The organism is Candidatus Villigracilis vicinus (assembly GCF_016702885.1).
Taxonomy (GTDB): Bacteria; Chloroflexota; Anaerolineae; order Anaerolineales; family Villigracilaceae; genus Villigracilis; species Villigracilis vicinus.
Map to the genome: position 1 here is coordinate 88,408 of NZ_JADJDD010000007.1, position 24,522 is coordinate 112,929.

At 51.7% G+C, this 24,522-nt stretch carries 21 protein-coding genes; 16 read left to right on the forward strand and 5 right to left on the reverse strand.

The window, feature by feature from the left end:
• The first annotated feature begins 97 nt into the window (after nucleotides 1-97).
• From IPG80_RS07465 to IPG80_RS07475, 3 genes are all read left to right on the forward strand, one after another.
• The gene (locus IPG80_RS07465; RefSeq protein WP_345104624.1) at nucleotides 98-499 is read left to right on the forward strand and encodes an Rrf2 family transcriptional regulator; all 402 of its coding nucleotides are present in this window, start codon (nucleotides 98-100) and stop codon (nucleotides 497-499) included.
• Between the two features lie 166 nt (nucleotides 500-665).
• Nucleotides 666-1,676: a lysylphosphatidylglycerol synthase transmembrane domain-containing protein gene (locus IPG80_RS07470; protein WP_345104626.1), complete on the forward strand. Its 1,011-nt coding sequence runs from the start codon at nucleotides 666-668 to the stop codon at nucleotides 1,674-1,676.
• Between the two features lie 5 nt (nucleotides 1,677-1,681).
• Nucleotides 1,682-4,204: a DEAD/DEAH box helicase gene (locus tag IPG80_RS07475; protein ID WP_345104629.1), complete on the forward strand. Its 2,523-nt coding sequence runs from the start codon at nucleotides 1,682-1,684 to the stop codon at nucleotides 4,202-4,204.
• Between the two features lie 165 nt (nucleotides 4,205-4,369).
• On the opposite strand, the gene IPG80_RS07480 is transcribed toward IPG80_RS07475, so the two are convergent.
• The 3 genes from IPG80_RS07480 to IPG80_RS07490 form a co-directional block, all read right to left on the reverse strand.
• Nucleotides 4,370-4,999 (reverse strand): helix-turn-helix domain-containing protein, encoded by a 630-nt coding sequence (locus IPG80_RS07480; RefSeq protein ID WP_345104632.1) that lies wholly within the window; start codon nucleotides 4,997-4,999, stop codon nucleotides 4,370-4,372.
• Nucleotides 5,000-5,059: 60 nt separating this feature from the next.
• The gene (locus tag IPG80_RS07485; RefSeq protein WP_345104635.1) at nucleotides 5,060-6,364 is read right to left on the reverse strand and encodes a BCD family MFS transporter; all 1,305 of its coding nucleotides are present in this window, start codon (nucleotides 6,362-6,364) and stop codon (nucleotides 5,060-5,062) included.
• 172 nt (nucleotides 6,365-6,536) lie between these two features.
• Nucleotides 6,537-7,073: a ChuX/HutX family heme-like substrate-binding protein gene (locus IPG80_RS07490; protein WP_345104638.1), complete on the reverse strand. Its 537-nt coding sequence runs from the start codon at nucleotides 7,071-7,073 to the stop codon at nucleotides 6,537-6,539.
• A gap of 154 nt (nucleotides 7,074-7,227) precedes the next feature.
• Between IPG80_RS07490 and IPG80_RS07495 the strand changes: the two genes are divergently transcribed.
• From IPG80_RS07495 to IPG80_RS07545, 11 genes are all read left to right on the forward strand, one after another.
• Nucleotides 7,228-7,929: a metal-dependent transcriptional regulator gene (locus tag IPG80_RS07495; RefSeq protein ID WP_345104641.1), complete on the forward strand. Its 702-nt coding sequence runs from the start codon at nucleotides 7,228-7,230 to the stop codon at nucleotides 7,927-7,929.
• A gap of 76 nt (nucleotides 7,930-8,005) precedes the next feature.
• Nucleotides 8,006-9,016: a LacI family DNA-binding transcriptional regulator gene (locus tag IPG80_RS07500; protein ID WP_345104644.1), complete on the forward strand. Its 1,011-nt coding sequence runs from the start codon at nucleotides 8,006-8,008 to the stop codon at nucleotides 9,014-9,016.
• Nucleotides 9,017-9,025: 9 nt separating this feature from the next.
• A complete protein-coding gene (locus tag IPG80_RS07505; protein ID WP_345104647.1) occupies nucleotides 9,026-9,934 on the forward strand; it encodes a glycoside hydrolase family 36 N-terminal domain-containing protein in 909 nt (302 codons plus the stop codon).
• Nucleotides 9,900-11,117, forward strand: a complete 1,218-nt coding sequence (locus IPG80_RS07510) for an alpha-galactosidase (RefSeq protein WP_345104650.1) — start codon at nucleotides 9,900-9,902, stop codon at nucleotides 11,115-11,117. The genes IPG80_RS07505 and IPG80_RS07510 overlap by 35 nt, the downstream gene beginning before the upstream one ends.
• A 247-nt stretch (nucleotides 11,118-11,364) precedes the next feature.
• The gene (locus IPG80_RS07515; protein ID WP_345104653.1) at nucleotides 11,365-12,750 is read left to right on the forward strand and encodes an ABC transporter substrate-binding protein; all 1,386 of its coding nucleotides are present in this window, start codon (nucleotides 11,365-11,367) and stop codon (nucleotides 12,748-12,750) included.
• Between the two features lie 134 nt (nucleotides 12,751-12,884).
• Nucleotides 12,885-13,940: a sugar ABC transporter permease gene (locus tag IPG80_RS07520; RefSeq protein ID WP_345104655.1), complete on the forward strand. Its 1,056-nt coding sequence runs from the start codon at nucleotides 12,885-12,887 to the stop codon at nucleotides 13,938-13,940.
• On the forward strand, nucleotides 13,937-14,806 hold the full coding sequence (locus IPG80_RS07525) for a carbohydrate ABC transporter permease (RefSeq protein WP_345104658.1): 870 nt from the start codon (nucleotides 13,937-13,939) through the stop codon (nucleotides 14,804-14,806). Before IPG80_RS07520 ends, IPG80_RS07525 begins: the two co-directional genes overlap by 4 nt.
• A 46-nt stretch (nucleotides 14,807-14,852) precedes the next feature.
• Nucleotides 14,853-16,442 (forward strand): maltose alpha-D-glucosyltransferase, encoded by a 1,590-nt coding sequence (gene treS, locus IPG80_RS07530; protein WP_345104661.1) that lies wholly within the window; start codon nucleotides 14,853-14,855, stop codon nucleotides 16,440-16,442.
• Nucleotides 16,443-16,444: 2 nt separating this feature from the next.
• Entirely contained in the window at nucleotides 16,445-17,896 is a 1,452-nt protein-coding gene (locus IPG80_RS07535; RefSeq protein ID WP_345104664.1) for a glycoside hydrolase family 32 protein, read from the forward strand.
• 136 nt (nucleotides 17,897-18,032) lie between these two features.
• On the forward strand, nucleotides 18,033-18,935 hold the full coding sequence (locus tag IPG80_RS07540) for an ROK family protein (RefSeq protein ID WP_345104667.1): 903 nt from the start codon (nucleotides 18,033-18,035) through the stop codon (nucleotides 18,933-18,935).
• Nucleotides 18,932-20,884, forward strand: coding sequence for an alpha-amylase family glycosyl hydrolase (locus tag IPG80_RS07545; protein WP_345104670.1), 1,953 nt, complete (start codon nucleotides 18,932-18,934; stop codon nucleotides 20,882-20,884). Before IPG80_RS07540 ends, IPG80_RS07545 begins: the two co-directional genes overlap by 4 nt.
• 88 nt (nucleotides 20,885-20,972) lie before the next feature.
• On the opposite strand, the gene IPG80_RS07550 is transcribed toward IPG80_RS07545, so the two are convergent.
• Nucleotides 20,973-22,232 (reverse strand): cysteine desulfurase-like protein, encoded by a 1,260-nt coding sequence (locus IPG80_RS07550; protein ID WP_345104673.1) that lies wholly within the window; start codon nucleotides 22,230-22,232, stop codon nucleotides 20,973-20,975.
• A 79-nt stretch (nucleotides 22,233-22,311) separates the two neighbouring features.
• Between IPG80_RS07550 and IPG80_RS07555 the strand changes: the two genes are divergently transcribed.
• Nucleotides 22,312-22,731, forward strand: coding sequence for a universal stress protein (locus tag IPG80_RS07555; protein WP_345104676.1), 420 nt, complete (start codon nucleotides 22,312-22,314; stop codon nucleotides 22,729-22,731).
• A gap of 28 nt (nucleotides 22,732-22,759) precedes the next feature.
• Here the strand turns inward: IPG80_RS07555 and IPG80_RS07560 are convergent, their stop codons facing one another.
• On the reverse strand, nucleotides 22,760-23,350 hold the full coding sequence (locus IPG80_RS07560; RefSeq protein WP_345104678.1) for a molybdenum cofactor guanylyltransferase: 591 nt from the start codon (nucleotides 23,348-23,350) through the stop codon (nucleotides 22,760-22,762).
• A gap of 18 nt (nucleotides 23,351-23,368) precedes the next feature.
• On the opposite strand from IPG80_RS07560, the gene amrS reads away from it, so the two are divergent.
• On the forward strand, nucleotides 23,369-24,478 hold the full coding sequence (gene amrS, locus IPG80_RS07565; protein ID WP_345104681.1) for an AmmeMemoRadiSam system radical SAM enzyme: 1,110 nt from the start codon (nucleotides 23,369-23,371) through the stop codon (nucleotides 24,476-24,478).
• Nucleotides 24,479-24,522 lie beyond the last annotated feature (44 nt).

The window sequence follows — 24,522 nt, forward strand, 5'->3', positions numbered from 1 at the left end:
TCGCAACCTCAATTTCAGATAAGAGCACCCGCTTGACAGTGTTCCCATTTCCACTATACTACTTGTCGATTTTGAATAAGAAAGAAGATGAACTGACATGAAACTAACCACCCGCAGCGAATATGCTCTTCTTGCCCTTGTTTACCTCGCTCGTCATGAATCCGAGGGATATGTTTCCATTGATACCATTGCCACAGCGCAAAGTATCCCGCCAAAGTTTTTGGAACAATTGATGTTGGCACTCAAACGTGCTCACTTCCTGCGCAGCGCCAAGGGACAAAAAGGCGGCTATCAACTTGCCAAGCGTCCGAACCAGATCTCGTTGGCAGAAGTCATTCGTCTGTTCGATGGCGCACTGGCTCCTACTGAATCGGTCAGCGAGAATTTTTACGAGTCCACGCCGATCGAAAAGGAGAAAAAACTTACCAGGGTATTCAGAGACATTCGAGATTACGTCTCGAATAAGCTTGAAAAAACGACCATTGCAGATATTCAGTAAAAATCCGCCTGAGATTTCTCAGGCGGATTTTTTACCTACGCCTTCTTTGGTTGGGAGGAGGATTACAGGCGGGCTGTCAATGTTTTGTTACAATGTTAATGAAATAATTAGCCTTCCCTGCCTACCAGGCGTTGTTAGATAGCAGATCCAGGTAAAAAAGGACAGCATGAACAAACTCTTTGTTTTCGTGGCTTTGTTTTTGGGTGTGGTCGTGGTCATGTTCAGCTTTGGCGAGCTGGAGACGATTTTGCGCACCCTGCAAAGCGCACACTTGGGATTTTTCCTGCTGGCTTTACTAATTCAGATCGGCTGGTTCATATCCAGCGGGCGCATGTATCAATCGATCTTTCGCCTGCTGGGTGTTCAAGAAGACGTATTTACACTCAGTCGCATTGCCACTGCGGCGAACTTCATCAATGTCGTCGCACCCACTGCCGGGGCGGGCGGAGTCGCGCTCTTCGCATCCGAAGCCCACCGACGCGGGCACCCTACTGGTAAGGTCACAGTGGCGGCAGCGTTGTTTCTTTTGCTTGATCAGGTTGCCTTTTTAGTCATCCTTGCTTTAGGGCTAATCATCCTTACCCGCCGTAATGACCTGAACGTCGGAGAAATTTCCGCCTCATTTTTTCTGCTGGCAATCGCCGTCACCTATGCCACAGTTTTATATGTTGGCTATCGGTCTGCTGAAAAATTAGGTGACTTGCTGGCGAAATTCGCGCGTGGCATCAACTGGGTTGTGCGGCGTTTTCGAAAAGAAAATTATCTAAGCGAAGCACGTGCCCACGAGTTTGCGCGTGAGATCGCAGATGGTTTTTCAGGTCTAACCGAAAAACCGTCCAGCCTGTTCCGCCCGGTTCTATGGGGTATTTTTGATAAAGGCTTGCTTATGCTGGTACTGACCTGTTCGTTCCTGGCATTCGAAGTTCCATTTTCAGCGGGCACCATCATCGCCGGGTTTTCCATGGCATATCTATTTCTAATTGTTTCACCCACCCCATCCGGCATTGGCATTGTGGAAGGACTCATGCCGGTTGCGTTAAGCTCACTCAACGTCAATTGGAGTCAATCGGTGGTTATCACTTTACTTTATCGCGCGGTTACGTTTTGGTTTCCGTTGGGCGTAGGCGCTTGGGCATTCCGTACCTTGCATGCCGAACGTGGCGACCCGGTGGATTAACGTCCATGCTTGAGACATTACTGGAGCTCTGGAAGCAGGATGAAGAAACCGCGCCGAATATTTTCGCCTGGCAGACGACTCCTCCCCGCGCCGCACAAACGCATCCTTTTCCAACCGATCTGCCTGCTTCGCTTCGAGAAGCCTTAGCGTCCCGAAATATTTCCCTGCTCTATTCCCATCAACTGACAGCGTGGACTCATGCCCGTGCTCACCGTAATGTAATTCTTTCCACAGGCACAGCCAGCGGAAAGACCCTCGCCTACAACCTGCCCGTGCTTGCAAAGTTAATCGAGGACTCACAAGCACGCGCTTTATATCTCTTCCCAACCAAAGCCCTTACCCAAGATCAACTTTCTTCGCTCCACAACCTGGCACCTGATACCTGGAACCTGACACCCGCCATCTATGATGGCGATACCCCCCAACCTCATCGCTCCACCATCCGCAAAACCGCCCGCATCGTGTTGTCGAATCCCGACATGCTGCATACGGGCATCCTGCCGCACCACGCCAATTGGGGAGAATTCTTCACCAATCTCAAATTCATCGTCATCGACGAAGCCCATACCTACCGCGGAGTCTTCGGCTCACATGTTGCCAACGTCATCCGCAGGCTCAAACGTGTGGCGAAATTCTATGGCGCGAATCCGCAGTTCATCCTCGCCTCGGCAACCATTGGAAATCCCAAAGAATTGGCAGAAACCCTGATCGAAGAACCCGTTGAATTGGTGGATAACGATGGCTCCTCACGCGGTGAACGTCACTTCATCATATATAACCCGCCTATCACCAACGCTTCGCTTGGCTTGCGCAAAAGCAGCATTCTCGAAGCTGTGCGTTTGGCGAATGAGTTGCTAAAACATGATGTGCAATCAGTCGTCTTTGCCAGAACCCGCCGTAGTGTGGAAATTCTTCTGACTCATTTACAAACTCAAATCGTAAATCTGAAAGCGAAAATCGAAAATCCGATCCGCGGGTACCGCTCTGGTTATCTTCCGCTCCAACGCCGCGAGATCGAGCAGGGACTGCGCGACGGCTCGGTCAAAACTGTGGTTGCCACCAACGCCCTCGAACTCGGCATCGACATCGGCGGATTGGGCGCGGCGTTGATGGTAGGCTACCCCGGCACCATCGCCAGTACCCGTCAACAAGCCGGGCGCGCGGGACGTGGTGAATTGCCAGCCGTGTCCATTCTGGTCGCTTCGCCGAATCCACTGGATCAGTTCCTGGCGCATCACCCCGAATACTTCTTCGAGCGTTCACCGGAAATGGCGTTGGTCAACCCGAATCATTTGTTGATCCTCTTGGAGCATTTACGCTGCGCCATGTTTGAACTGCCCTTTCAACGCGGCGAGGGCTTTGGATCCATTTCCGATGAATTGGTAGACGAGTATCTTGAGTTCTTGGTCTCCAATCAAGAAGCGCATTTCTCGAACGAAAAATATTTTTGGATGCGAGATGCCTATCCCGCCGCGAATATCTCCCTGCGTTCGGCGTCTCCGCAAAGCGTGGTGTTGCACACCACCGCGGACGACGGACGACCGAGCATCGTCGGCACGGTGGATGGCGAATCCGCGAATTGGATGGTTCATCCCGGCGCGATCTATATGCATGAAGCGCAGCAATATCTCGTGCAGCAACTTGACCTCGAAAACCATATTGCTCATCTCACACCTGTCGGGTTGGATTATTTCACCGAAGCCCAGCAGGAATCCGAGATCCAGATCCTGTCTGTCAATGATCAGATCGTGGTGCGCGGCGGGGAAAAGGCATACGGCGAAATTCAAGTCACCACCCAGGTGGTGGGATTCCGCAAATTGCGCTGGTTCACGAATGAAAACCTCGGGCAGGAACCGTTGGACTTGCCCCCGTCTGAATTGCAGACCACGGGCTATTGGCTGACTCTCTCCGAGTCCGCGCTCAAGAGTCTGCGTGACGCGGGTCTGTGGACCAATGACCCGAACGACTATGGACCCGATTGGCAAAAGATAAGACTCGCCGTCAGAAAACGGGACCAGTTCAAATGTCAGGTATGCGGCGCGGAGGAGACCCGGCGCGAGCATGATGTGCATCACAAGACTCCCTTCCGTGCTTTCATCCAAAATGGAGTCTTGGATCGCGAACAGGCGAACCGGTTGGAAAATCTCACCACGCTGTGCCCAAGCTGTCATCGCAAGGTTGAACAGAATGTACGTATTCGAAGCGGGTTAACGGGTTTGGGATTTGTGCTTGGCAACCTCGCGCCGTTGTTTCTGATGTGTGACGCGGGCGATCTGGGAGTCTTTGCCGAGCCTGCCTGGTCTGCGGTCAATGGACAGCCGTCTATCGTCCTGTATGACCTTGTGCCTGCGGGCATTGGCTTTAGTGAAAAATTATTTGAACTGCATGCTGAGTTGATCCGCCGCGCGTATGAATTGGTGAGCGAGTGTGCCTGTGAAGATGGATGTCCCTCATGTGTAGGTCCTGGCGGCGAAAATGGCTATGGGGGCAAGGCTGAAACGCTTGCGATCTTGCAGCAGTTACAGTAAATCTATTACGCTGTTTTACTACAAGTCATCTCAAAAATGTCATCCTGCCTGCACAGTGCAGCAGGCACGCGTGAGCGATAGCGAAGGATCTCTACTGTTGTGTAAGAGACCCTTCGGTCGCGAAGAACGCTTCCTCAGGGTGACACGGTGTTTTTGAGACAATTACTAATGATTTGCAGTTTCCAGCTTGCGATACGTTTCCAATAAACTGATAAGAATATCGTCTGTAAAGGTGTGCATGCGTGTGTACATTTCAGTCACTCGTCGTGCCGGGATGTTTGCTTCGTTATAGACCTTGATGACCGATTCGACCAATGTATCTCTAAAGAATAGGAACGCCTTCGCCGCATCGACATAACTGAGGTTGTAGCGCCGCGCGCGGGAGGCATATTCGTATCCGATGGCATAGGCTTCTGTTTCGGCTTCACGTCCGTTGGTGGCTGCGTAGGTCATCAATCCCTGAAACAAGGAACGCGCGCTCAGGCGGTATTGCGCCCGCGCATCGTCATCCAATTTTTGATACCAGGATTCTTCCTGAAGCCGCCCTTCAGAGATCTGCATGCGGACGTTCTTGACGATCTCCTGCATCATGCCTTCCGGCTCAAGCGCTTCTTCTCTGGACTTTGAGTTGGATTCTGACCAAAGGAGCAGTTCCCCGCGCTTATACCGGCGATGCCCGCCCTGTGTCTTATGAACGGGTAGGATGCCTTTGTCGGACCATAACCGCACCGTGCTCGGATGCACTCCAAGCATATTTGCGGCGCCTGCAAGGGAAAGCCATTCATCATTGGTCATCGTTCATCTCTTGGTGTAATTGACTAGTGTTCTCCAGTGGGACGTATCTCTTGCAATGCATTACTCTGCAGTCAGTGCGATTTTTTCGGCAAAGCCGGGTTCATGTGCCTTCTTTTGAAAGACACTGACATCAATACGATATAACATGATGGCTGCGATGAATAACATCAATGCCTCCATACCAAAGACAATGAGATATCCGCTCAAAGCGTTGCCGGTGATTTGGGTGGCTAAGTCGGCGACCACACCTGCCATAAGCAGACCCACAAGCCGCGAGAGTCCGTTCGAGAAACCCCAGGCGCCGATGTATAAGCCGACTTTTTCCGGCACGGTTAAGTCGAACATCAGCGAGAGATTGGCAATGGTGGAGATGCCGGTTCCGAATCCGAGCAGGGTAATGCCAATGTAAAAGGTGCTTTTGCTGGCGATCAATCCGCTGATAACGATGACGATGAAACCAAACAATGCTGCAAGGTTTCCGGTTTGGGCAACATATTTCTTTTTTACGCGTCCATCCAGGAAGCCTGCCACGATGAAGGCGATGAGGGTGAAACTGTTGGTAATGGAAACGATGCGCGAGGTCTGTTCGAGGGTCATACCGAAGGCTTGGGCGCCGAAGGGTTCAAGCAAAACGTCCTGACTCAAAATGGCGGCGAGCAGCAGCAGCAGGTACACGAAGAAGATCTTCGCCACGCGGTTCTCTGTAATGGCAGCGATCATTTGCTTGACGGTATAAGTGTCTGCTTTGGAGTGTGGGGCGGAACGGTTGAAGGGGGGTTCGAGTTTGATAAGTCCGATCAGACCCAACGTCAGCGCTGAAGCGGCGACAATGAAGAAGGCGCGTTGCAGTGTGGCAGGGTCAAAGGTGGGAACCATCCGGCTGAGGCTGATGCCCGTCGCGATGAGACCGATGACCATAATGGTGAACATGGTTGCTATGGTTTTACCGCGCTCCTTTTCACCAGAGAGTTCAGAGGCAAGCGAAAGATAGGAAACCGCAGAGAGGTTGTAGCCCATGCCCCATAATCCAAAAGCGAGGATGCCGGCGATCACACCAAGCGTAAAGTTTTGACTCATTAGAATGGCAACCTGCGGGGCGACGGATACACCGACCACACACAGGATCAGACCGGCAAGAATGTACGGCGCGCGGCGATACCCGAAGATGGGATGCCGGTCTGAGAAAGAGCCGATGGCAACCTGAATGGGGGAGAGTAAATAAGGAAAGATGGCAAGTAGAGTGAAGAGCGTCTTGGAGATGCCAAGGTCGAAGATCATGACGCGGTTGAGCGTGCTGTTGATGGGGACGAGTGTCATGGCGACGGCAGTATGAATGAGGGCGAGTTGCAGGCGTTTGATGAACATATCTTTTCCTAAACCTGACAATCTCACTGACTTTTCAGGTTTCTGTTGGGATTAAACGAAGCAAGGGCGTTTTGTGCGCCCTCACCTCTGGGTGTTATTTTAGATGTAAATTTCTGTAGAACTATGTAGATTTACATAGAATTTTACTAGAGTTTTGTGAGGGCAAAACAGCTTACCCCGTAAACGTTTGGATAAGTTCTTTGTATTTTTCAACAAGTTCTGGCGCAGGATCTTTGCCTCCGAAGGTGAGAAAGACCTTGAAGGCGGCATTCCCATGTTTGTCGAAGAATTGGAAGGATAGCGATTCGTGCTTATCGAGATGGCTGGGCTTGCGAAAAGCGAAGACCGACCCCAACTCCCAGCTACGGATGTGCATATCAAGCGATTTACTGCGGACGTTGAGGAAGCCATGTGAACTACTGAACCCGCCAAACTGACCAAACACTTCAATGGTGGTCGCACCGTTTGAAACGATAATGGTTAATTTGCCGAGGGGCTCAAATGCACGGAGGAGTTCCTCCCGGCGCATGACATTGAGTTCGTGGGCGATGTCGCCTTCCAGCGCACGGAGTATCTCCACTTCTGCAACCTGCAATTGATGGGCAAGCATGAGTGTCATTTGTGAGCGATCTTGATCGAAGGCATCGCGGATGATGGTTTGACGTTCATTAAGGGGGATGGCGGGGTTAAGCGGGGTGATCTGGAACATGTTGGTCTCCGGTAAGATAAGCTCAGTGTTAGGGTCTGGCTCATGTACTGCGTAGTATAATTTTCGAAATCTGAATAATCTAGATATTTGTATTAAAATTACATCATATCCCTTGTAAACCGGCATTCAACCCGGTTGATATTTTTGGAGTTCGATGACAGCAAGCCCCGCCATGCAGCGTTATGCCGCAGAGATTTACCGATTACAACAAGATCATGAACAGGTTCCACTTTCGCTGCTAAGCTCTCATGTTGAGTCTTCCGCCCAGGCGATCTCCACCATGGTGAAGCGCCTGCAAAAATTTGGCTACCTTGTTCATGAACCCTATCGCGGCGTACGCCTGACGGAAGCTGGTGAAAAGATCGCCATGCCGTCCTTGCGGCGCCATCGCCTTACCGAAGTGTTCCTCGTCAAAGTGATGAAGTACGACTGGGCAACCGCCCACGAACTTTCAGACACCTTCGAAAAAGGAGTCAACGACGAGATCGAAGACCGTATGGATGAACTTGCCGGTCGCCCCACACGCTGCCCGCATGGTGAGCCGATTCCTTCCAAAGATGGGGTTATGCCCGCTGTAAAAGACATGCCATTGATTGACGTCCCCTCTGGTTCTGATTGTGTCATCAGCCGAGTCCGCACCCATGACCTCGAAAAGTTGGGCTACATCGGTGAATTGGGACTCGTGCCTGGCACTTCTTTTCATCTATATAGTTGCGCGCCGTTCAAAGGTCCACTGCGATTGCAGATGAAGCCGCATGACCATCTCATCGGCTACGAACTCGCCGCCTCCCTTTGGGTGGAAGTGACCAGGCAGGGTCCCGGCAATACCCCCCCTATTTTCAAGTCACCGAAATAAAACCTTCTTCACTTGTCTGGAAGTCCAGCCGTTTTCATGTTACACTGAAAGTGCTTTCATAAAGCTTTCATACCTTATGACAAATACAAAGAAAACCCCAACCATTTACGACGTTGCCGAACTTTCTGGCGTTAGCATTACTACCATTTCACGTGTGTTGAACTCGCCGGATAAGGTCAACCCTGACACCCGTCAGGTGGTCATGAACGCGATCGACAAACTCGGTTTTATTCCCAAAGCCGAGGCACGTGCCCGCGCCATGCAGCATACAGGTCGAATTGGCGTGATCACGCCTTTCTTCACGGCGCCTTCCTTTGTGCAACGCCTGCGCGGCGTGGCGGGCAGGCTTTCTCGCGAGAATTATGAGCTGGTCATTTACCCGGTCGATTCGGAAGAACAATTACAAGGCTACCTTTCTTCCATCCCGGTCATGCGCAATTTGGATGGGTTGATCATCATGTCGCTGGCTGTTGAAAGCCATGATGTAAAACGACTGATCAGCAACAAAATGGAAACGGTGCTGATCGAGTTCTCACACGAACAGTTGAACAGCATTGTGATCGATGACTTTCAAGGCGGGCGACTGGTCGCCGAGCACCTCATTCAAAAAGGATACAAATCCTTCGGCTTCCTTGGCGATATCGAACCGCCCGAACGAAATATCATTCACCCCGTGCGTTCGCGCCTCGAAGGATTCAAGTCCATATTGAAGGATGCCGGTTTGCAGCTTCCTGCTAAAAATATCAAGCAGGCATTTTATGCACATGAAAGTTCGCGTGAAGCGGCTCAAGAATTGCTGACCATGCCGGGTCGCCCTTCCGCCATCTTTGCCGCGTCGGATAACCAGGCATTGAGCATCATGAAGGTGGCGCGTCAATTGAACATGCGCATCCCCGATGATGTGGCTGTGGTCGGCTTCGATGACATCGACATGGCAGATTATGTCGACCTCACCACCGTCCGCCAACATTTGGATGAGTCTGGTAAGCTCTCAGCAGAAATGGTCTTGGGACGTCTGACCGACCCATCTCGTACCACGCAGCACATTTACCTTCCCCTCAACCTGATCGAACGTCAAACCACATAAGAGGCACCCATGCCTATTCACACTTCCCCCAATTATTGGATTCTTGAAACGCGCCACAGCGCCTACGCCTTTGGTCTCAACAAATCCAACCTGCTCTCGCATTGTTACTGGGGCAAACGTCTGCCCTTCGTCAAGGATTATCCCGCGCCTTTCGAACCATCAGGCTGGGCGTCTACGGATGGATACGATCATTTCATCCCCGAAGAATATCCTGGCTATGCGGGCACCAAATATACTGACCCGACTCTCAAAGTGACCTTCGCTGATGGCGTGCGGGATGTGGTTCTTTCTCTTGTGGATTTTAAAACCAGCGCCTCACCCCAGCCGGAGCTTGCTCTACGCTTCAAAGACTCAGCCTACCCGCTGCAGTTGACTCTCCATTACCGCATCCATGAAGAATATGACTTGATCGAACGCTGGGTCACGCTCGAGAATCTCGGCACAGATATCATCCTCGTCGAACGCGCCTTCTCCGCCAAATGGACTCTCCCACACGGCGACGATTATTCACTCACACACATGTATGGGCGTCACATTGACGAGTTCAACCTGCAGCGTGAAACACTCACTCCCGGCTTAAAGGTCATTGAAAGCCGACGGATCATCCCAAGTCATCGCGCCGTGCCTTGGTTTACGGTGGAAACGAATGCCAGCGAAGACCACGGCGATGTATTCTTTGGCACCCTTGCCTGGAGCGGTAATTTCAAGATCACCGCTGAAGTCACTGAATATGCGTCCACCCGCCTGAGCATTGGGCTCAACGATTGGGACTTCGCCTGGCAGCTCAAACCGAATGAACCGCTCGTCACGCCGTCTGCAATCTCCGGCTACACCCCGAATGGATTTGGCGCCGCCAGCCGCATCTTCCATGATTATGTGCGCAATGAACTCCTTGCCGCATGGCAAGGTACTGCATAAGATTCTCTACAACTCATGGGAAGCGACTCTCTTCAACGTGGATGAAGCCTCGCAATCACATCTCGCTGAGATCGCCGCGAACATGGGCGTGGAACTCTTCGTGATGGACGATGGCTGGTTCCACAACCGCAACTGGGACAATGCCGGTCTGGGCGATTGGTTCCCCGATAAGAAAAAATTCCCGAATGGGCTCGGCGGCTTGATCAAACGAGTCAACGACCTCGGCATGGATTTTGGCTTGTGGGTTGAGCCGGAAATGGTCAACCCCGATAGTGACTTGTATCGCGCTCATCCCGATTGGGTGATTCACTTCCCCACCCGCGCGCGTACTGAAGCTCGCAATCAACTCATCCTCAACATGGCGCGCGCCGATGTGCAGGATTACATCATCACCACACTCGATAAAATTCTCAGCGAGAACAACATCGCCTTCATCAAATGGGACATGAACCGTCCTGCCAGTGAACCCGGCTGGCAAGATGCGCCCGGCGACCCGCGTGAGTTGTGGGTGCGTTATGTCTATGGGTTGTATCGCGTGTGGGGTGAACTGCGTCGGCGGCATCCGAATGTGATTTGGCAAAGCTGCGCCAGCGGCGGCGGACGACCCGATTTCGGCATCTTACAATTTGCTGATCAGGTTTGGGTCAGCGATAACACCGAAGCGACGAAGAGACTGTCCATTCAAGAAGGCTTTTCGCAATTCATGCCCGCCATCACCATGGAAGCCTGGGTGACGGATTGGGGCAAAGAGACTGTGCCGCTTGAGTTTCGTTTTCATGTGAGCATGTGCGGCTCTCTCGGCGTAGGTGGAAACTTACTGGAATGGGATCAGGCTGAACGTCAGGTGGGAGCCGAGTGCATTGAGTTGTATAAATTGATCCGGCACATCATCCAATTTGGTGACCAGTATCGCCTCATCGCGCCGCAAAAAAATAATTACTCGGCGGTGCAATACATCAGCAAGGACAAAAGCGAAGGCGTGTTGTTCGTCTTTCGTACGCTCATCCCAGACCCGTTCCGTTTCCCTGTGATCCATTTGCGCGGGCTCGACCCCGAAGCCATGTACAGCATCGAAGGCTTTGAACAACCCCGCTCTGGCTTGGCATGGATGCAAGCGGGGGTGCGGGTGGAGTTGAAAAACCTGCAAAGCAAGGTGATGAAGATCACGCGCCTCACAACCTAGCCGATGCCTGCCAGCCTGTTCTGAGCTTTTTTGCGCTATAACCCTGTGTGCCCAGACCCAAATTTCCGGGTGTATTTTTTTTCACAAAAAAACTTAAAAAATTAAACTACCCTATTGACTCTGGTACCCGAAAGTGCTATATTGTGCTATGAAAGTGCTTTCAAGGTAACACTTTCAATTTGACTGAACCTATTTTCAAGGTCATTCAAATCACACCCTTACCTTCAAAACAATTAGAGGAGAAACCATGAATAAAAAGTCTGTCTTATGGTCTGTAATGAGCTTGCTCATTCTGGCCTCCCTGGTTCTTGCCGCGTGTGCTCCCGCCGCCACTGAGGCTCCTGCCGAAGAACCCGCTGCTACCGAAGCTGCCGCTACCGAAGCTGCTGCGACCGAAGCTGCCGCTGAAGAATCCAGCCTCCCCGAAGGCGATGGCAAAGTTGAGATCTTTGGTGGTTATGGCGAAGCTCAGGCTGCTGCCTTCCAACAAGCTTTGACTGAATGGGGTGAGGCGAATGGGATTGAAGTTACCTTTACCTCCCTCGCCAGCTTCGACACCGACATCAAAGTCAAGATCGAAGCCGGTCAGGAACCCGATATCGCCATGTGGCCTCAGCCCGGTGGTTTGAAGGCTCTTGCTGCTGATAACCTCGTCCCCCTCGATGAAGTCATCGATGTCAGCATTCCTCAGTCCACTTTGGTACCCGGCTGGGACACCCTTGCTGTGGTGGATGGCAAACTCTATGGTCTTCCCGTTTCTGCCAACCAGAAATCCCTCGTTTTCTACAATCCCTCCGCTTTTGAAGCCAATGGCTACTCGGTTCCCACTAACGATGCTGAATTGGTTGCCCTCGAAGCTAAGATCATTGCAGACGGCGCTGGCTCTCCGTGGTGTGCTGGTATTGAATCCGGCGGCGCCACTGGCTGGCCCTTCACCGACTGGATGGAACAGTATGTTCTGTCTTTGAATGGTCCGGAAGTGTACGCTCAGTGGATCTCCGGCGAAGTTGACTTTGCCTCCCCCGAGATCACCGCTGCTGCTGACCTCGTTTCTGCCCGCCTTCTCGCTGAAGGTCAGGTAAACGGTGGTGGTGTTGCCATGGCAACCACCAGCTTTGGTGACAATGCTGCTTTGTTCGCCAATGGCGCTGCTGAAGGTCAATGCTTCATGCTCCGCCAGGGCTCCTTCATCGTCTCCTTCATGCCCGAAGATATTCAGGCTGAAGTCAAAGCTGGTGACTATAGCCACCTCGATGTCTTCCCGATCCCCACTCCTGAAGGTGGTCAGGCTGGCGTTATCGGTGGTGGTGACCTCGCCGCCGTCTTCCAGGGTCATGTGGACCAGGATGTTGCCAAGGTTGCTGCCTTCATCTTCAGCCCCGAAGTGTTGAAGTATCAGGTTGCCACCGGTGACCTCTCCCCGCACAAGACCTTCGACTCCTCCCTCTACCCGAACGAAATGCAGAGGAAGATCGGTGAAGCTCTTGCCAATGCTGCGGTCTTCGGCTTCGACGCCTCCGACCAGATGCCCGCTGAAGTGAACGCCGAGTTCTGGGCTGCCGGTACCGACTTTGTTGCCGGTCGCGCCACCTGGGCTGAAGCTGCCGAACGCATCGATAGCAAGTACCCGTAATCGTTCTATAACTAGGTAAAATAGTGGCACCGGCTCTTGAATTTTTGGGGTCGGTGCCATAATCTTTTAGCACTCGCTCAATAAAAAATACTCGGCTCAAGGCCGGTAAAGAACCAAAAAATGGAGATTGAGAAATGAGCGATTTAATCTTTGGTTTAGTTTCCATTGTGATCGGTGTGGCAGCCAGTTATGGGGTGTTTTGGCTGCTAAACTTCCTGCTTTCCCTGCTGCCAGAGCGCGTCTATCGCAAAGTCAATTGGATGGCATTTTTATTGCCGGCTGCGTTGTTGGTGATTCTTGTTCTTGTTGCTCCTCTTTTTCAAACAGTGATCTGGTCGTTCAAGAGCGACAATGTCAAGGAATGGGTTGGGTTCCAAAACTATGTAGAGATCTTTACGGATGAAGTAAAACCTGACAAGGTCGAAACAAAAAAAGAAGAAGGCGCTGTCTTTGTAGCGGATGATCGTATTTTGGATGACCGTTTTATGGACATCCTGGTCAATAACTTTTTATGGGTACTGGTCGTGCCAGCCGCCACAGTGGTGGTGGGAACGGCAACAGCCACCCTTACGAATCAGGTGGGACCGAAACGCGAGAGAGTTTTTAAATCTTTGATCTTTATGCCGATGGCGATCAGCTTTGTAGCGGCTTCGACCATTTGGGCGTATTTTTATTCGTTTGTTCCGCCGGGACGCCCGGAAGTTGGTTTATTAAATGCGTTGGTAAAGCTCTTTGGGGGAGAAGCTCAACCCTGGCTGACGATTGACCAGGGACGTTTGAATTCATTTTTGTTGATGGTTGTAATTATCTGGCTGCAGGGCGGGTATGCCATGGTGGTAATCTCAGCAGCCATTAAGAATGTGCCTGCAGAGACCCTGGAAGCTGCCCAACTGGATGGTGCGAATTCATGGCAGGTTTTCTTCAGAGTGGTCCTTCCGCAAGTTTGGGGAACGGTCATGTCGGTTTTCGTTACGATCCTGATCATGGTCATGAAGATATTCGATATTGTGCTCTCCATGACACGTGGTAACTTCACCACGAGTGTGCTTGCCTTTGAATGGTACAAAGAGTTCTTCGAGAATTCCAACCTGGGTCCTGCCTCTGCGGTGGTGACCATTCTGGTTGTTTTGATCGCGCCTTTGATGTGGCTGCAAATTCGGACAGTGCGACAACAGGAGTCTTTGCGATGAACAAGGTTAACCACTTCCTTAGAAGGACGAGTCTGGGCAGCACGGTTGCCATGCTTATATTAGTGGCAGTGTGGTCTGCGCCCACTCTTGGGCTGTTGATCACTTCCCTTCGCCCGCGTGATCTTGCTGAAGTCTCTCCATGGTGGGAGGCGTTGGCTGCCCCGCTCAGTACCCCATGGACGTTTGAAGCCTATCAAAACTCACTTGCCAGCGGCATGTTGGACTCACTGGTCAACACCATTGCTGTAGCTGTCCCTTCCACCATACTGCCGTTGATGATCGCTGCCAATGCTGCATTTGCATTCACCTTTTTGAACTTCAAAGGCAAGGAGTTCTTCTTTGCACTGTTGGTGGCATTGATGGTTATCCCGTTGCAATCCTCCCTTATTCCGGTACTGCGTGGAATGGTCTGGATTCAAAAAACCTTTGATATTGAGCTGACCGGCACTTACGTCAGTGCGTGGATTGTGCATAGTGCCTTCTCAATGCCATTGGCGATCTACACTCTGCGCAACTACATGATGACCCTGCCCAAGGAACTGATCGAAGCCGCCACAGTAGATGGTGCCAGCTATTACCAGATCTTCTGGAAATTGGTCTTGCCCATGTCCACCCCGGCGATCGCTTCTTTTGCGATCTTCCAATTCCTGTGGGTATGGAATGATTACCTGATCGCCTTTATCTTCGTAGGCGAACAGAAAGCGGTAATGACCTATCGTCTGCTTAGGTTGTTGGGGCAATATGGCGAAGGCTGGCAGGATGTAGCGGCTGGCTCTTTCGTCTCCCTGATCATTCCGTTGATCGTATTCTTCAGTTTGCAACGCTATATCGTTCGAGGGTTGCTGGCGGGCTCAGTCAAAGGCTAAACTTTCCGAATGGACAAGTGGACTGGGCAACCAGTCCACTTTTTATATGAATAATTCTCTTTGGTACAAGAACGCAGTTTTTTATCAGATCTCCGTCCGCGCATTTAAGGATAGCGATGGCGATGGTCACGGCGACCTGCAAGGTCTGACCGAGAAGCTTGACTATCTCAAAGACCTCGGCGTGGATTGTATTTGGATCATGCCGATCTACCCTTCGCCCTTGCGTGATGACGGCTACGATATTGCCGACTATTACAGCGTGGATAAAACCTACGGGTCGCTGGACCAGCTCAAGGCGTTGATCGAGGCGGCGCATTTGCGCGGCATCCGCATCATCACGGACCTGGTGCTGAATCACACATCCGATGCGCATCCGTGGTTTCAATCTTCCCGCTCCGATAAGAACTCGCCCTATCGCGATTATTACGTGTGGAATGATGACGACAAAAAATACGCGGGCGTGCGCATCATCTTTCAGGATGTGGAAACATCGAATTGGACGTGGGACGAAAAAGCCGGGCAATATTTCTGGCATCGTTTTTACTCGACCCAGCCAGACCTGAATTTTGATAACCCCAACGTGCAGGACGAAATGTTGAACGTGGTGCGCTTTTGGTTAAGTATGGGCATTGACGGGTTCCGTGTGGATGCGCCTACTTATCTTTTTGAACGTGAAGGCACCAATTGCGAAAGCCTGCCCGAAACACATGCTTATCTCAAACGCATGCGCCGCATGATGGACGCAGATTTCCCCAACGCGATCATGCTCGCGGAGAGCAACCAGTGGCCGCGTGAGTTGATCCAGTACTTTGACAATGGCGATGAATTCCACATGGCATTTCACTTCCCGCTCATGCCGCGCATCTATTTGGCGCTGGCGCAGGGCGATGCGAGTGCCATTGTAAAGATCCTGAACGACACACCTGTCATCCCTGCCAACTGTCAGTGGACGACCTTCCTGCGCAATCACGATGAGTTGACCTTGGAAATGGTCACTGATGAAGAGCGCAAGTTGATGTGGCGTGAATATGCGCCCGAAGAAAAGATGATCCTCAATTTGGGCATTCGCCGCAGACTGGCGCCCATTTTGAACAATGACCGTCGCAAGATCGAGCTGGTCAATTCATTGCTGTTCACTCTGCCCGGCTCGCCCATTCTTTATTACGGTGATGAGATCGGCATGGGCGATAATCTCAACCTGCCAGATCGAAATGGAGTCCGCACGCCCATGCAATGGGATGATTCTTTGCATGCCGGTTTTACCACCGGCACGCCTTTCACTGAAATGGTGCAAGGGAATTATCACTATCTAAAGGTGAACGTTGCCGATCAGATGAAGTCACAGCATTCTTTGTTGCGCACCGTGCAGCGGATGATCGCCATCCGTAAAGGTCATGCCGCTTTGAACGGTGATATGCAGTGGCTGGAAGCTGGCAATTCCGCAATATTGGCGTATGTGCGTAAAAATGCGGACGAATCGATCCTTGTTCTCAACAACTTGAGCGAGCAGATTCAAGTGGCGCACATCCCGGCAGAATATCAAAAGAGCGGGCAAGACCTGTTTGAAAACCGTCCGATTACCTTGAATGCGCAAGTCAGCTTGCAACCGTATTCCTATTTTTGGATCAAACTGTAGAAATGAGCGACCCGTACCGCCCCGCCTTTCACTTTACACCGCCGTCCATGTGGTTGAACGACCCCAATGGACTGGTGTATTACGCTGGCGAGTATCATCTCTTCTATCAATATCATCCGCATAGCACGGTCTGGGGACCGATGCATTGGGGGCATGCGGTCAGCAAAGACCTGGTCAACTGGCAGCATTTGCCGATCGCGTTGTATCCCGATGAACGTGGGTTGATCTTCTCTGGCAGTGCTGTGATCGACTGGAACAATACGGCTGGCTTTGGCAAAGAAGCGATGGTTGCCATCTTCACCTACAACAACCATACCTACGACGATAAAAAACGCGTCGAAGATCAGAACATTGCCTACAGCACCGACCGTGGACGCACATGGACAAAATACGCAGGCAACCCGGTCGTGCCGCACCCTGGCAACCTGACTGACTTCCGCGACCCGAAAGTATTCTGGCATATAGATCACTGGGTAATGGCACTTGCCGCTGGCGACCAGGTGCTCTTCTATATTTCACCCGACCTCAAACATTGGGAATCAAGCGGATCCTTCGGCGGTGGATACGGCTCCACCGATGGCGTTTGGGAAACCCCAGACCTTTTCCAACTCCCAATCAACGGCTCAGACTCACGCTGGGTGCTGACCGTTGGAGTTGGCAGCGGTGCCTACGCTGGCGGCTCTGGCACGCAATACTTTATTGGAAGTTTTGATGGCAAGACCTTTACCTCAGAGAACCCCAAAGAAACAGTTTTCTGGATGGACTACGGCGCAGATTTCTATGCGCCTCAATCCTGGAACGACGAGCCTAACGGGCGTCGTATTGTATTGGGCTGGATGAGCAATTGGCAATATGCCCGGCTCACCCCCACCGAAACCTGGCGCGGAATGTTCAACGTCCCTCGAGAGTTGAGTCTTACGAATACAAACGATGGTCCGCGCCTCGTTCAAGTGCCGATCAAAGAAATGCAAACCCTGCGCGGTGAGCATCATCCCTGGCAGGATGAAACCGTGATGCCCGGTGAAAATCTTTTGAAAAATATCAGAGGTGATTGTTTGGAGATCATCGCCAATGTTGCGGTCAACCTGCAAGCGACATCCTTTGGATTCAAACTACGCCTTGGCGCGGACGAGCAAACTCTTGTCCGCTATGATATTCAGAAACAAGAACTCATCGTTGACCGAAGCAAATCAGGCATCGTCGATTTTCATGAAGCCTTTGCGTCCGTTCAGGTTGTAAAATTGAGTCCGCTTGAAAATGCCATTCAGTTGCACATCCTGCTGGATCGTTGTTCTGTGGAAGTATTTGCAAACGGCGGCGAGACAGTTGTCTCTGATGCGATCTTCCCATCTACATCCAGCATAGGATTGGAACTTTTCACGGAAGGCGGCGAATTGAAAATCACGCAGTTGGATGTGTATCAACTCACACCGGCTGTGTTTACGAGTCAATAACTTTTTGAAAAACATCAGGGCGGGTCTTCACTAACCCGCCATTCTTCCAGAGAGTGTAGGCTGAAGCCTGACCTTCAACAAGGGAGGGGACTTTTGCAAAAGATTCAATAAAACGAAATTATTTTCTGGAGGACCTATGGAAGCATATTATGGTGCCATTGAAGGTGGCGGAACAAAATTCGTTTGTGCAGTGGGCAACGGACCCAACAACATCCGCGCCGAGGCGCGCTTTGCCACAACCACTCCGGAAGAGGTGATGGCGCAGATCACGGATTTCTTTCATCAGCAGGAGAAAAAACTTGGTGCCCTCGCTGCCATCGGGTTCGCCAGCTTCGGTCCGCTCGACCCCGACCCGGCGTCACCGATGTATGGGCATATCCTGCCCACGCCTAAACCCGGTTGGACAAATTCCAACGTGGTCGGCATGTTGCGCAAAGAGTTCGACATCCCTATCGTTTTCGATACGGATGTGAACGGGGCAGCCTTGGGAGAATGGCGTTGGGGCAAGGCACAAGGCTTGCAAACCTTCATGTATCTGACCGTTGGCACGGGCATTGGCGGCGGCGCGTATGTAGAAGGCAAACTCCTGCACGGACTCGTCCACCCGGAGATGGGGCATATCCTCATCAAACATGACATGGAGAAAGACCCCTTCGAAGGCGTTTGTCCGTTTCACGGTGATTGCTTTGAAGGGCTGGCTTCCGGCGTTGCCATTGAAAAACGCTGGGGCATGCGCGGCGCTTTGTTGACCCCCGATCATGCTGCATGGGACTTGGAGGTGGAATATATTGCGCAGGCACTCACCACGTACACCATGACCCTTTCTCCGCAGCGCATCATTATCGGCGGCGGTGTCGGCACACTGGCACATCTCCTGCCCCGGGTCCAGCAGCGGACGCGTGAATTGATTAATGGCTATATTCAATCGCCAGCCATTCTTGAAAATATTGAATCCTATATCGTCAATCCCGGTTTGGGCAATCGCTCAGGTGTCTTGGGTGCCATTGCCCTGGCAGAACAATCGGTGCAAGGATCATGATGTTCGAAATCAATCAACTCGAAACCGAAGCACGTATATCGCTGAAGCGCATCTTGCCGCGCGTCGAAGCGGCTCTCAAGCGTTCCATCACCAAAGACCCGCAAGCATGGGAACAGTTCAATGCGCGTTTGCAGCAGAACTTCCCGGCGTTGTTGTCATTGTATGCCGAAGTGTACAGCGACCGTTATGATTTTTTCTATCACCTCGAAGACCTGGTGGAAAGCATGGCGCGCTCATGGTTCAATCGTCCGCAAGACCTGCGCGAGCTGGATGATGTCCGCGAACAAAACCCACATTGGTTCCAGTCGAACCAAATGCTTGGCGGCATTTGCTATGTCGACCTCTTTGCCAACAACCTCGATGGCATTCGCAAAAAGATTCCCTACTTCAAAGAACTTGGTCTTACCTACATTCATCTCATGCCACTCTTCAAAGCACCCGATGGCGAGAACGACGGCGGCTATGCCGTCAGCAGTTATCGTGAGGTGCATCCGCCCCTTGGCACAATGAAGCAGCTTGCATCCCTCGCACGCGATTTTCGTGAAGCAGGCATCAGCCTTGTCGTAGACCTGGTCTTCAATCACACCTCCGATGAACACATCTGGGCGGAACGTGCAAAAGCGGGTGACGAAGAATACATGGACTTCTACCGCATCTTTCCCAGCCGTGAGCTGCCCAGCCGCTACGAGCAGAATCTCAGGGAAATTTTCCCCGAAGAACACTCAGGTGCTTTTTCTCCCTTCGTTATCAACGGCAAAGAACATTGGGTCTGGACAACTTTCCACTCCTATCAATGGGACTTGAACTACGCCAATCCCGCCGTCTTCAACCGCATGGCAGAAGAGATGCTTTTCCTCGCCAATCAAGGTGTGGAAGTGCTGCGCCTCGATGCGGTCGCCTTCATTTGGAAGCAGCTTGGCACCAACTGCGAGAATCTTCCGCAGGCGCATACCCTCATTAAAGCCTTTAATGCCGTTGCACGGATCGCTTCGCCTGCCCTTATCTTTAAATCCGAAGCCATTGTTCATCCAGACGATGTCGTGAAATACATCTCCCCCGAAGAATGTCAGGTTTCCTATAACCCGCTTTTGATGGCGTTGTTGTGGAACTCGCTTGCCACGCGTGAGGTCAAACTGTTATCACAGGCGCTGGCATCACGTTTCAAATTGCAATCAGGCACGGCTTGGGTCAACTACGTCCGCGTGCATGATGATATTGGCTGGACCTTCTCCGATGAAGATGCAGCTCAGCTGGGCATGAACGGCTATGACCATCGCCGTTTCCTCAATGAGTTTTACCGTGGGCGCTTCCCCGGCAGTTTTGCGCGCGGACTTCCCTTTCAGGAAAATCCTGCCACGGGCGACTGCCGCATCAGCGGAACCGGCGCTTCATTGGCTGGGCTTGAAAAAGCCTTGCATGAAGAAGGCGAAAAGGAAGTGGAACTTGCCATTCGCCGCATTTTGTTGATCCATGCCATCATCATCACCGTAGGCGGCATTCCTCTTATTTATCTCGGCGATGAGATCGGTACCCTCAACGATTACACCTACCGCGACGACCCTGCCCACGAACGTGACAGCCGCTGGGTACATCGTCCGCGTGCAGATTGGAAGAAGTACGAGAAGCGCAAGAACCTGCACTCGCTCGAAGGGCATATCTTCCGCGGCTTCCGTGCAATGATCGAATTAAGAAAAGGAAATGACGTCTTTGCAGGCGGCGAGTTGGATGTTATCCCAACCGATAACGAGCATGTCCTTGGCTTCACACGTACGCATGGCGGCAAACGCGCAGTAGTCTTTGCTAACTTCTCTGAATCCCCACAGACGATCTCCTCGCGCGTGATCGAACAATACGCCATCACCAGCCTCAAGAAACTACATGGACGCAATCACGTCTCGCCGAAAAACAGCCTCCTGTTGGAACCTTTGGATTTTGTGGTATTCGGATAGAAACCTCTTTGCCAACAAAAAAGGTCGCGAGATAAATCCTCGTGACCTTTTTTGTTGAATTCTTACCGTTGCCGGACAAAATAAAATGTTACCCCGCTATCTTTTTCAACGCTTCCCCTAACTTCGTAACTTCATCCAACGTGTTGTAGTGGACAGCCCCCACACGCACCATGCCGCCTTTGTCTTCCACGCCCAGGCGTTCCGAGACGTTGATGGCGTAGTAGTTGCCGTCCCAGACGTAGATGTTTTCGGCGGCGAGTTTCTCCGCCACCGCGCGCGGATTCATGTCGCCGATGCGGAAGGAGAAGGTGGCGATGCGTTCGTCGAGGCGGCGGGCGTCGGTGTTGCCGAAGATGCGGATATTGGGAACAGCCTCGAGCGCGGAAAGAAGCGCGCGGCTCAACTCGAATTCATAGGCATGAACGGCGGTCATCGCTTGTTTGAGGAGCAGTTTGCGTCCGCTGTAGCCTTGCTTGCTTAAGTCGCTGGCGTATTGACCGCCAAACTCTTTACCAAGCCATTCGAAGTATTCGATGGCACCCAAGATACCCGCAATGCCTTCATGATTCTGCGTGCCGGTTTCGAACTTGCCGGGCAGTTCATTGGTGGCAGGGCGCACTTTGTACGCGACCAGTTTTTCAAGCAGTTCGCGCTTCCCATACAAAATGCCCGCATGCGGACCGAAAAATTTATACGATGAGGCGATAAGAAAATCACAACCGATCTTTTGTACATCCATCGGACCATGCACGGCGTATTGAACGGCATCCACGTAGACGAGTGCGCCTGCATCGTGCGCCATTTTGGTGATCTTCTCGATCGGGTTGACCGTTCCCAGCGAGTTGGAGGCATACCCGACGGCGACCAGCTTCGGCTTGCGGTCGAGCGCTTTCTGCATGCTTTCCATATTGAGCGTGCCATCTTCCACATCAAAATCCACCCAGTTGACCTTTACGCCTTTGTCCTGTGCAGCTAAGACCCACGGCGTGACGTTGGCATCGTGGTCGAGGCGGGTCAGCACGATCTCATCGCCTTCTTTCCAATCACGAGAAAGGGAGCGGCTGAGATGCAACGTGAGCGTGGTCATGTTATTGCCAAAGACGATCTCTTTCGCTGAGGGCGCATTGTAGAAATCTGCCATGGCTTGGTGCGCTTCATCGAGCACGGCATCAGAAGCAATGCTTGTGGCAAATGCACCTTCATGATTGGCGTTGCTTTCAATTAGATATTTTGTAATGCGGTCGATGGATTGTTTTGCGATCTGAGTCCCGCCAGGGTTGTCGAAGAAAATGGCATTGCGGTTTAGAGATGGAAATTGCTGACGAATGACATCAAGATTTAGTGACATGCGGATACGCTCCTCAAATGAATTTCAGACAAACAAGATATATACTGAAATTGTACCCCACCGAAAGGAGCTTCTATGTTTGAAAGAATCCTGCTCGCTGTGGACGGTTCCAGAGCACGCCCTCCACGCCACTCGCAAAGCCGCCGAACTGGCGCGCCTGATGAAACCTGTTGAATTTCGCATTGTGGTCGCCTACGACCCGATCCCCTTGTATCTTGGTGAACCGAATATGCAGATCGTGATCACCAACCGCAAGGGTGAAGCCGAAGAAATCTTGAATGCAGCTGTGAAGGAAGTAGGTGCGGTGCCTTGCGAGATCCACACCGAAATTCTTGAAGGCGACCCAGCCAGTGCCATCCTCGAAATTGCGAATGTCCGCAAAAGTGATGTGATCGTGATGGGCTCACGCGGCTTGGGCAGGTTGGCGGGTTTGTTGCTCGGCAGTACAAGTCAGAAGGTCGTCTCGCATGCGCCTTGCCCGGTATTGATCGTTCGATAAATAAAATAGGTCACGCTTCAAGCGTGACCTATTTTGCTAATTGCTCCGCTTTTCCGAATTCTTCGGGGGTGTTCACGTTCCAGAAGCATAAGCCGGATGGGTCGAAGGATTTCAATTCATCCGGCGATAATTCTCTCACTTTCGCCTGCGGGAACCAGGCGATGACTTTCCATTTATCTTCATTGATCGCAGCTTCGATGGCGGGCAGACATGTCTCACGGCGATATAGAGCATGGAAGGGTTCATAGCCTTCCTCTGTCTTGGCGATGATGACATCCGCCTCTTCCTTAACGATGAGCCGGTATGCGCTTTCAAAGAAGTTTTGACTCGCGAAAGGCATATCGCAGGCTGCCACGGCTACGAATGGATGGCTGGCAGATGCGATCGCAGTGTAGAGTCCGCCCAGTGCGCCGCGCCCCGGTTTGAGGTCGGTAACGAGGCGCAACTTTAGAAATTCATAATCTACGGTGCGATTCGTCGTTACGATCATTTCATCAGTTATTGGGCTCAGCCGTTCAACCACGCGTTGGATCAGCGGTTTTCCCAAAAATGGCTTAAGTGCCTTGTCCTCACCCATGCGGGAGGACTGTCCGCCTGCTTGTATTACAACCGATAACATGGTTATATTATAGATGATATGAGTGCCTTGGCAAATCGACTTGATGCTTTGACCGTGGAAGGTGAACTGTACGAAAAGCTCACCGACGACTCTGTGCGTTGCTTCGCCTGCGGACACCGCTGTCTCATTCGCGAGGGCAAACGCGGAATTTGTCAGGTTCGTTTTAATAAAGGTGGCAAGTTAATGGTGCCGCACGGTTATGTGGCAGCATTGCAAAGTGACCCGATCGAGAAGAAGCCGTTTTCGCATGTATTGCCCGGCTCGAATGCATTGACCTTCGGTATGCTCGGTTGTGATTATCATTGTGGATATTGTCAAAATTGGCTGACCTCGCAAGCCCTGCGCGACCCTGCTTCGGATGTTTCGGCGCAGTTCATCCGTGAGTTGACGCCGGAGGATGTTCTGTCTCATGCGCAACGGACGAATGCTTCAGTGGTGGTCTCTTCATATAACGAACCGTTGATCACCAGTGAATGGGCAGTTAAGATATTCAAGGTAGCAAAGGCAAATGGGCTGCTATGTGCATATGTTTCCAATGGGAACAATACGCAGGAGGTGATGGACTATCTTGCACCCTACCTCTCTGCCTACAAAATTGACCTCAAGTGTATGAGCGATAAGAATTATCGCAAACTTGGCGGGACACTTCAGCACATTGGATGGTATAAAACGTGCAAAGCGGCAGGTTTATGGGTGGAAGTAGTCACGCTGGTGATACCCGGCTTCAATGATTCGAACGAAGAGTTGTGGGATGCGGCGCGGTTCCTGGCGGAAGTTTCAAATGACATTCCCTGGCATGTGACTGCCTTCCATAAAGACTATAAAATGACCGAGCCGGAAAATACCAACGCGCAGACAATTATCCGTGCAGCAGAGATCGGGCGTGAGGCAGGGCTGAAATTTGTCTATGCGGGGAATTTGCCGGGGAGGGTTGGGGAGTATGAAGATACCTGTTGTGCAAAATGTGGTCATCTCTTGGTCAAGAGGCGGGGTTATACCATCCAAGAATACAACATTACCAGAGAGGGAAAGTGCCCAAAATGCGCGGAAATCACGCCCGGAGTATGGGCAAAAGACCCTTCTACAGTAGGGCTGGGTGGAATTGGTTTTCCGGTAAAGTTGTATTAGGTGTATAATCGCCAATCATTTTGCGCGGCAAAATGAAAACTTTC

Excerpts from the sequence above, each read along its gene's own strand:
- IPG80_RS07540 (WP_345104667.1), top strand. The coding sequence starts at position 18,033 with ATGGAAGCATATTATGGTGCCATTGAAGGTGGCGGAACAAAATTCGTT.
- IPG80_RS07470 (WP_345104626.1), top strand. The coding sequence starts at position 666 with ATGAACAAACTCTTTGTTTTCGTGGCTTTGTTTTTGGGTGTGGTCGTG.
- IPG80_RS07550 (WP_345104673.1), bottom strand. The coding sequence starts at position 22,232 with ATGTCACTAAATCTTGATGTCATTCGTCAGCAATTTCCATCTCTAAAC.
- IPG80_RS07545 (WP_345104670.1), top strand. The coding sequence starts at position 18,932 with ATGATGTTCGAAATCAATCAACTCGAAACCGAAGCACGTATATCGCTG.
- IPG80_RS07465 (WP_345104624.1), top strand. The coding sequence starts at position 98 with ATGAAACTAACCACCCGCAGCGAATATGCTCTTCTTGCCCTTGTTTAC.
- treS (WP_345104661.1), top strand. The coding sequence starts at position 14,853 with ATGAATAATTCTCTTTGGTACAAGAACGCAGTTTTTTATCAGATCTCC.
- IPG80_RS07560 (WP_345104678.1), bottom strand. The coding sequence starts at position 23,350 with ATGTTATCGGTTGTAATACAAGCAGGCGGACAGTCCTCCCGCATGGGT.
- amrS (WP_345104681.1), top strand. The coding sequence starts at position 23,369 with ATGAGTGCCTTGGCAAATCGACTTGATGCTTTGACCGTGGAAGGTGAA.
- IPG80_RS07505 (WP_345104647.1), top strand. The coding sequence starts at position 9,026 with ATGCCTATTCACACTTCCCCCAATTATTGGATTCTTGAAACGCGCCAC.
- IPG80_RS07480 (WP_345104632.1), bottom strand. The coding sequence starts at position 4,999 with ATGACCAATGATGAATGGCTTTCCCTTGCAGGCGCCGCAAATATGCTT.
- IPG80_RS07475 (WP_345104629.1), top strand. The coding sequence starts at position 1,682 with ATGCTTGAGACATTACTGGAGCTCTGGAAGCAGGATGAAGAAACCGCG.
- IPG80_RS07520 (WP_345104655.1), top strand. The coding sequence starts at position 12,885 with ATGAGCGATTTAATCTTTGGTTTAGTTTCCATTGTGATCGGTGTGGCA.
- IPG80_RS07500 (WP_345104644.1), top strand. The coding sequence starts at position 8,006 with ATGACAAATACAAAGAAAACCCCAACCATTTACGACGTTGCCGAACTT.
- IPG80_RS07535 (WP_345104664.1), top strand. The coding sequence starts at position 16,445 with ATGAGCGACCCGTACCGCCCCGCCTTTCACTTTACACCGCCGTCCATG.
- IPG80_RS07510 (WP_345104650.1), top strand. The coding sequence starts at position 9,900 with ATGAACTCCTTGCCGCATGGCAAGGTACTGCATAAGATTCTCTACAAC.
- IPG80_RS07525 (WP_345104658.1), top strand. The coding sequence starts at position 13,937 with ATGAACAAGGTTAACCACTTCCTTAGAAGGACGAGTCTGGGCAGCACG.
- IPG80_RS07495 (WP_345104641.1), top strand. The coding sequence starts at position 7,228 with ATGACAGCAAGCCCCGCCATGCAGCGTTATGCCGCAGAGATTTACCGA.
- IPG80_RS07490 (WP_345104638.1), bottom strand. The coding sequence starts at position 7,073 with ATGTTCCAGATCACCCCGCTTAACCCCGCCATCCCCCTTAATGAACGT.
- IPG80_RS07485 (WP_345104635.1), bottom strand. The coding sequence starts at position 6,364 with ATGTTCATCAAACGCCTGCAACTCGCCCTCATTCATACTGCCGTCGCC.
- IPG80_RS07515 (WP_345104653.1), top strand. The coding sequence starts at position 11,365 with ATGAATAAAAAGTCTGTCTTATGGTCTGTAATGAGCTTGCTCATTCTG.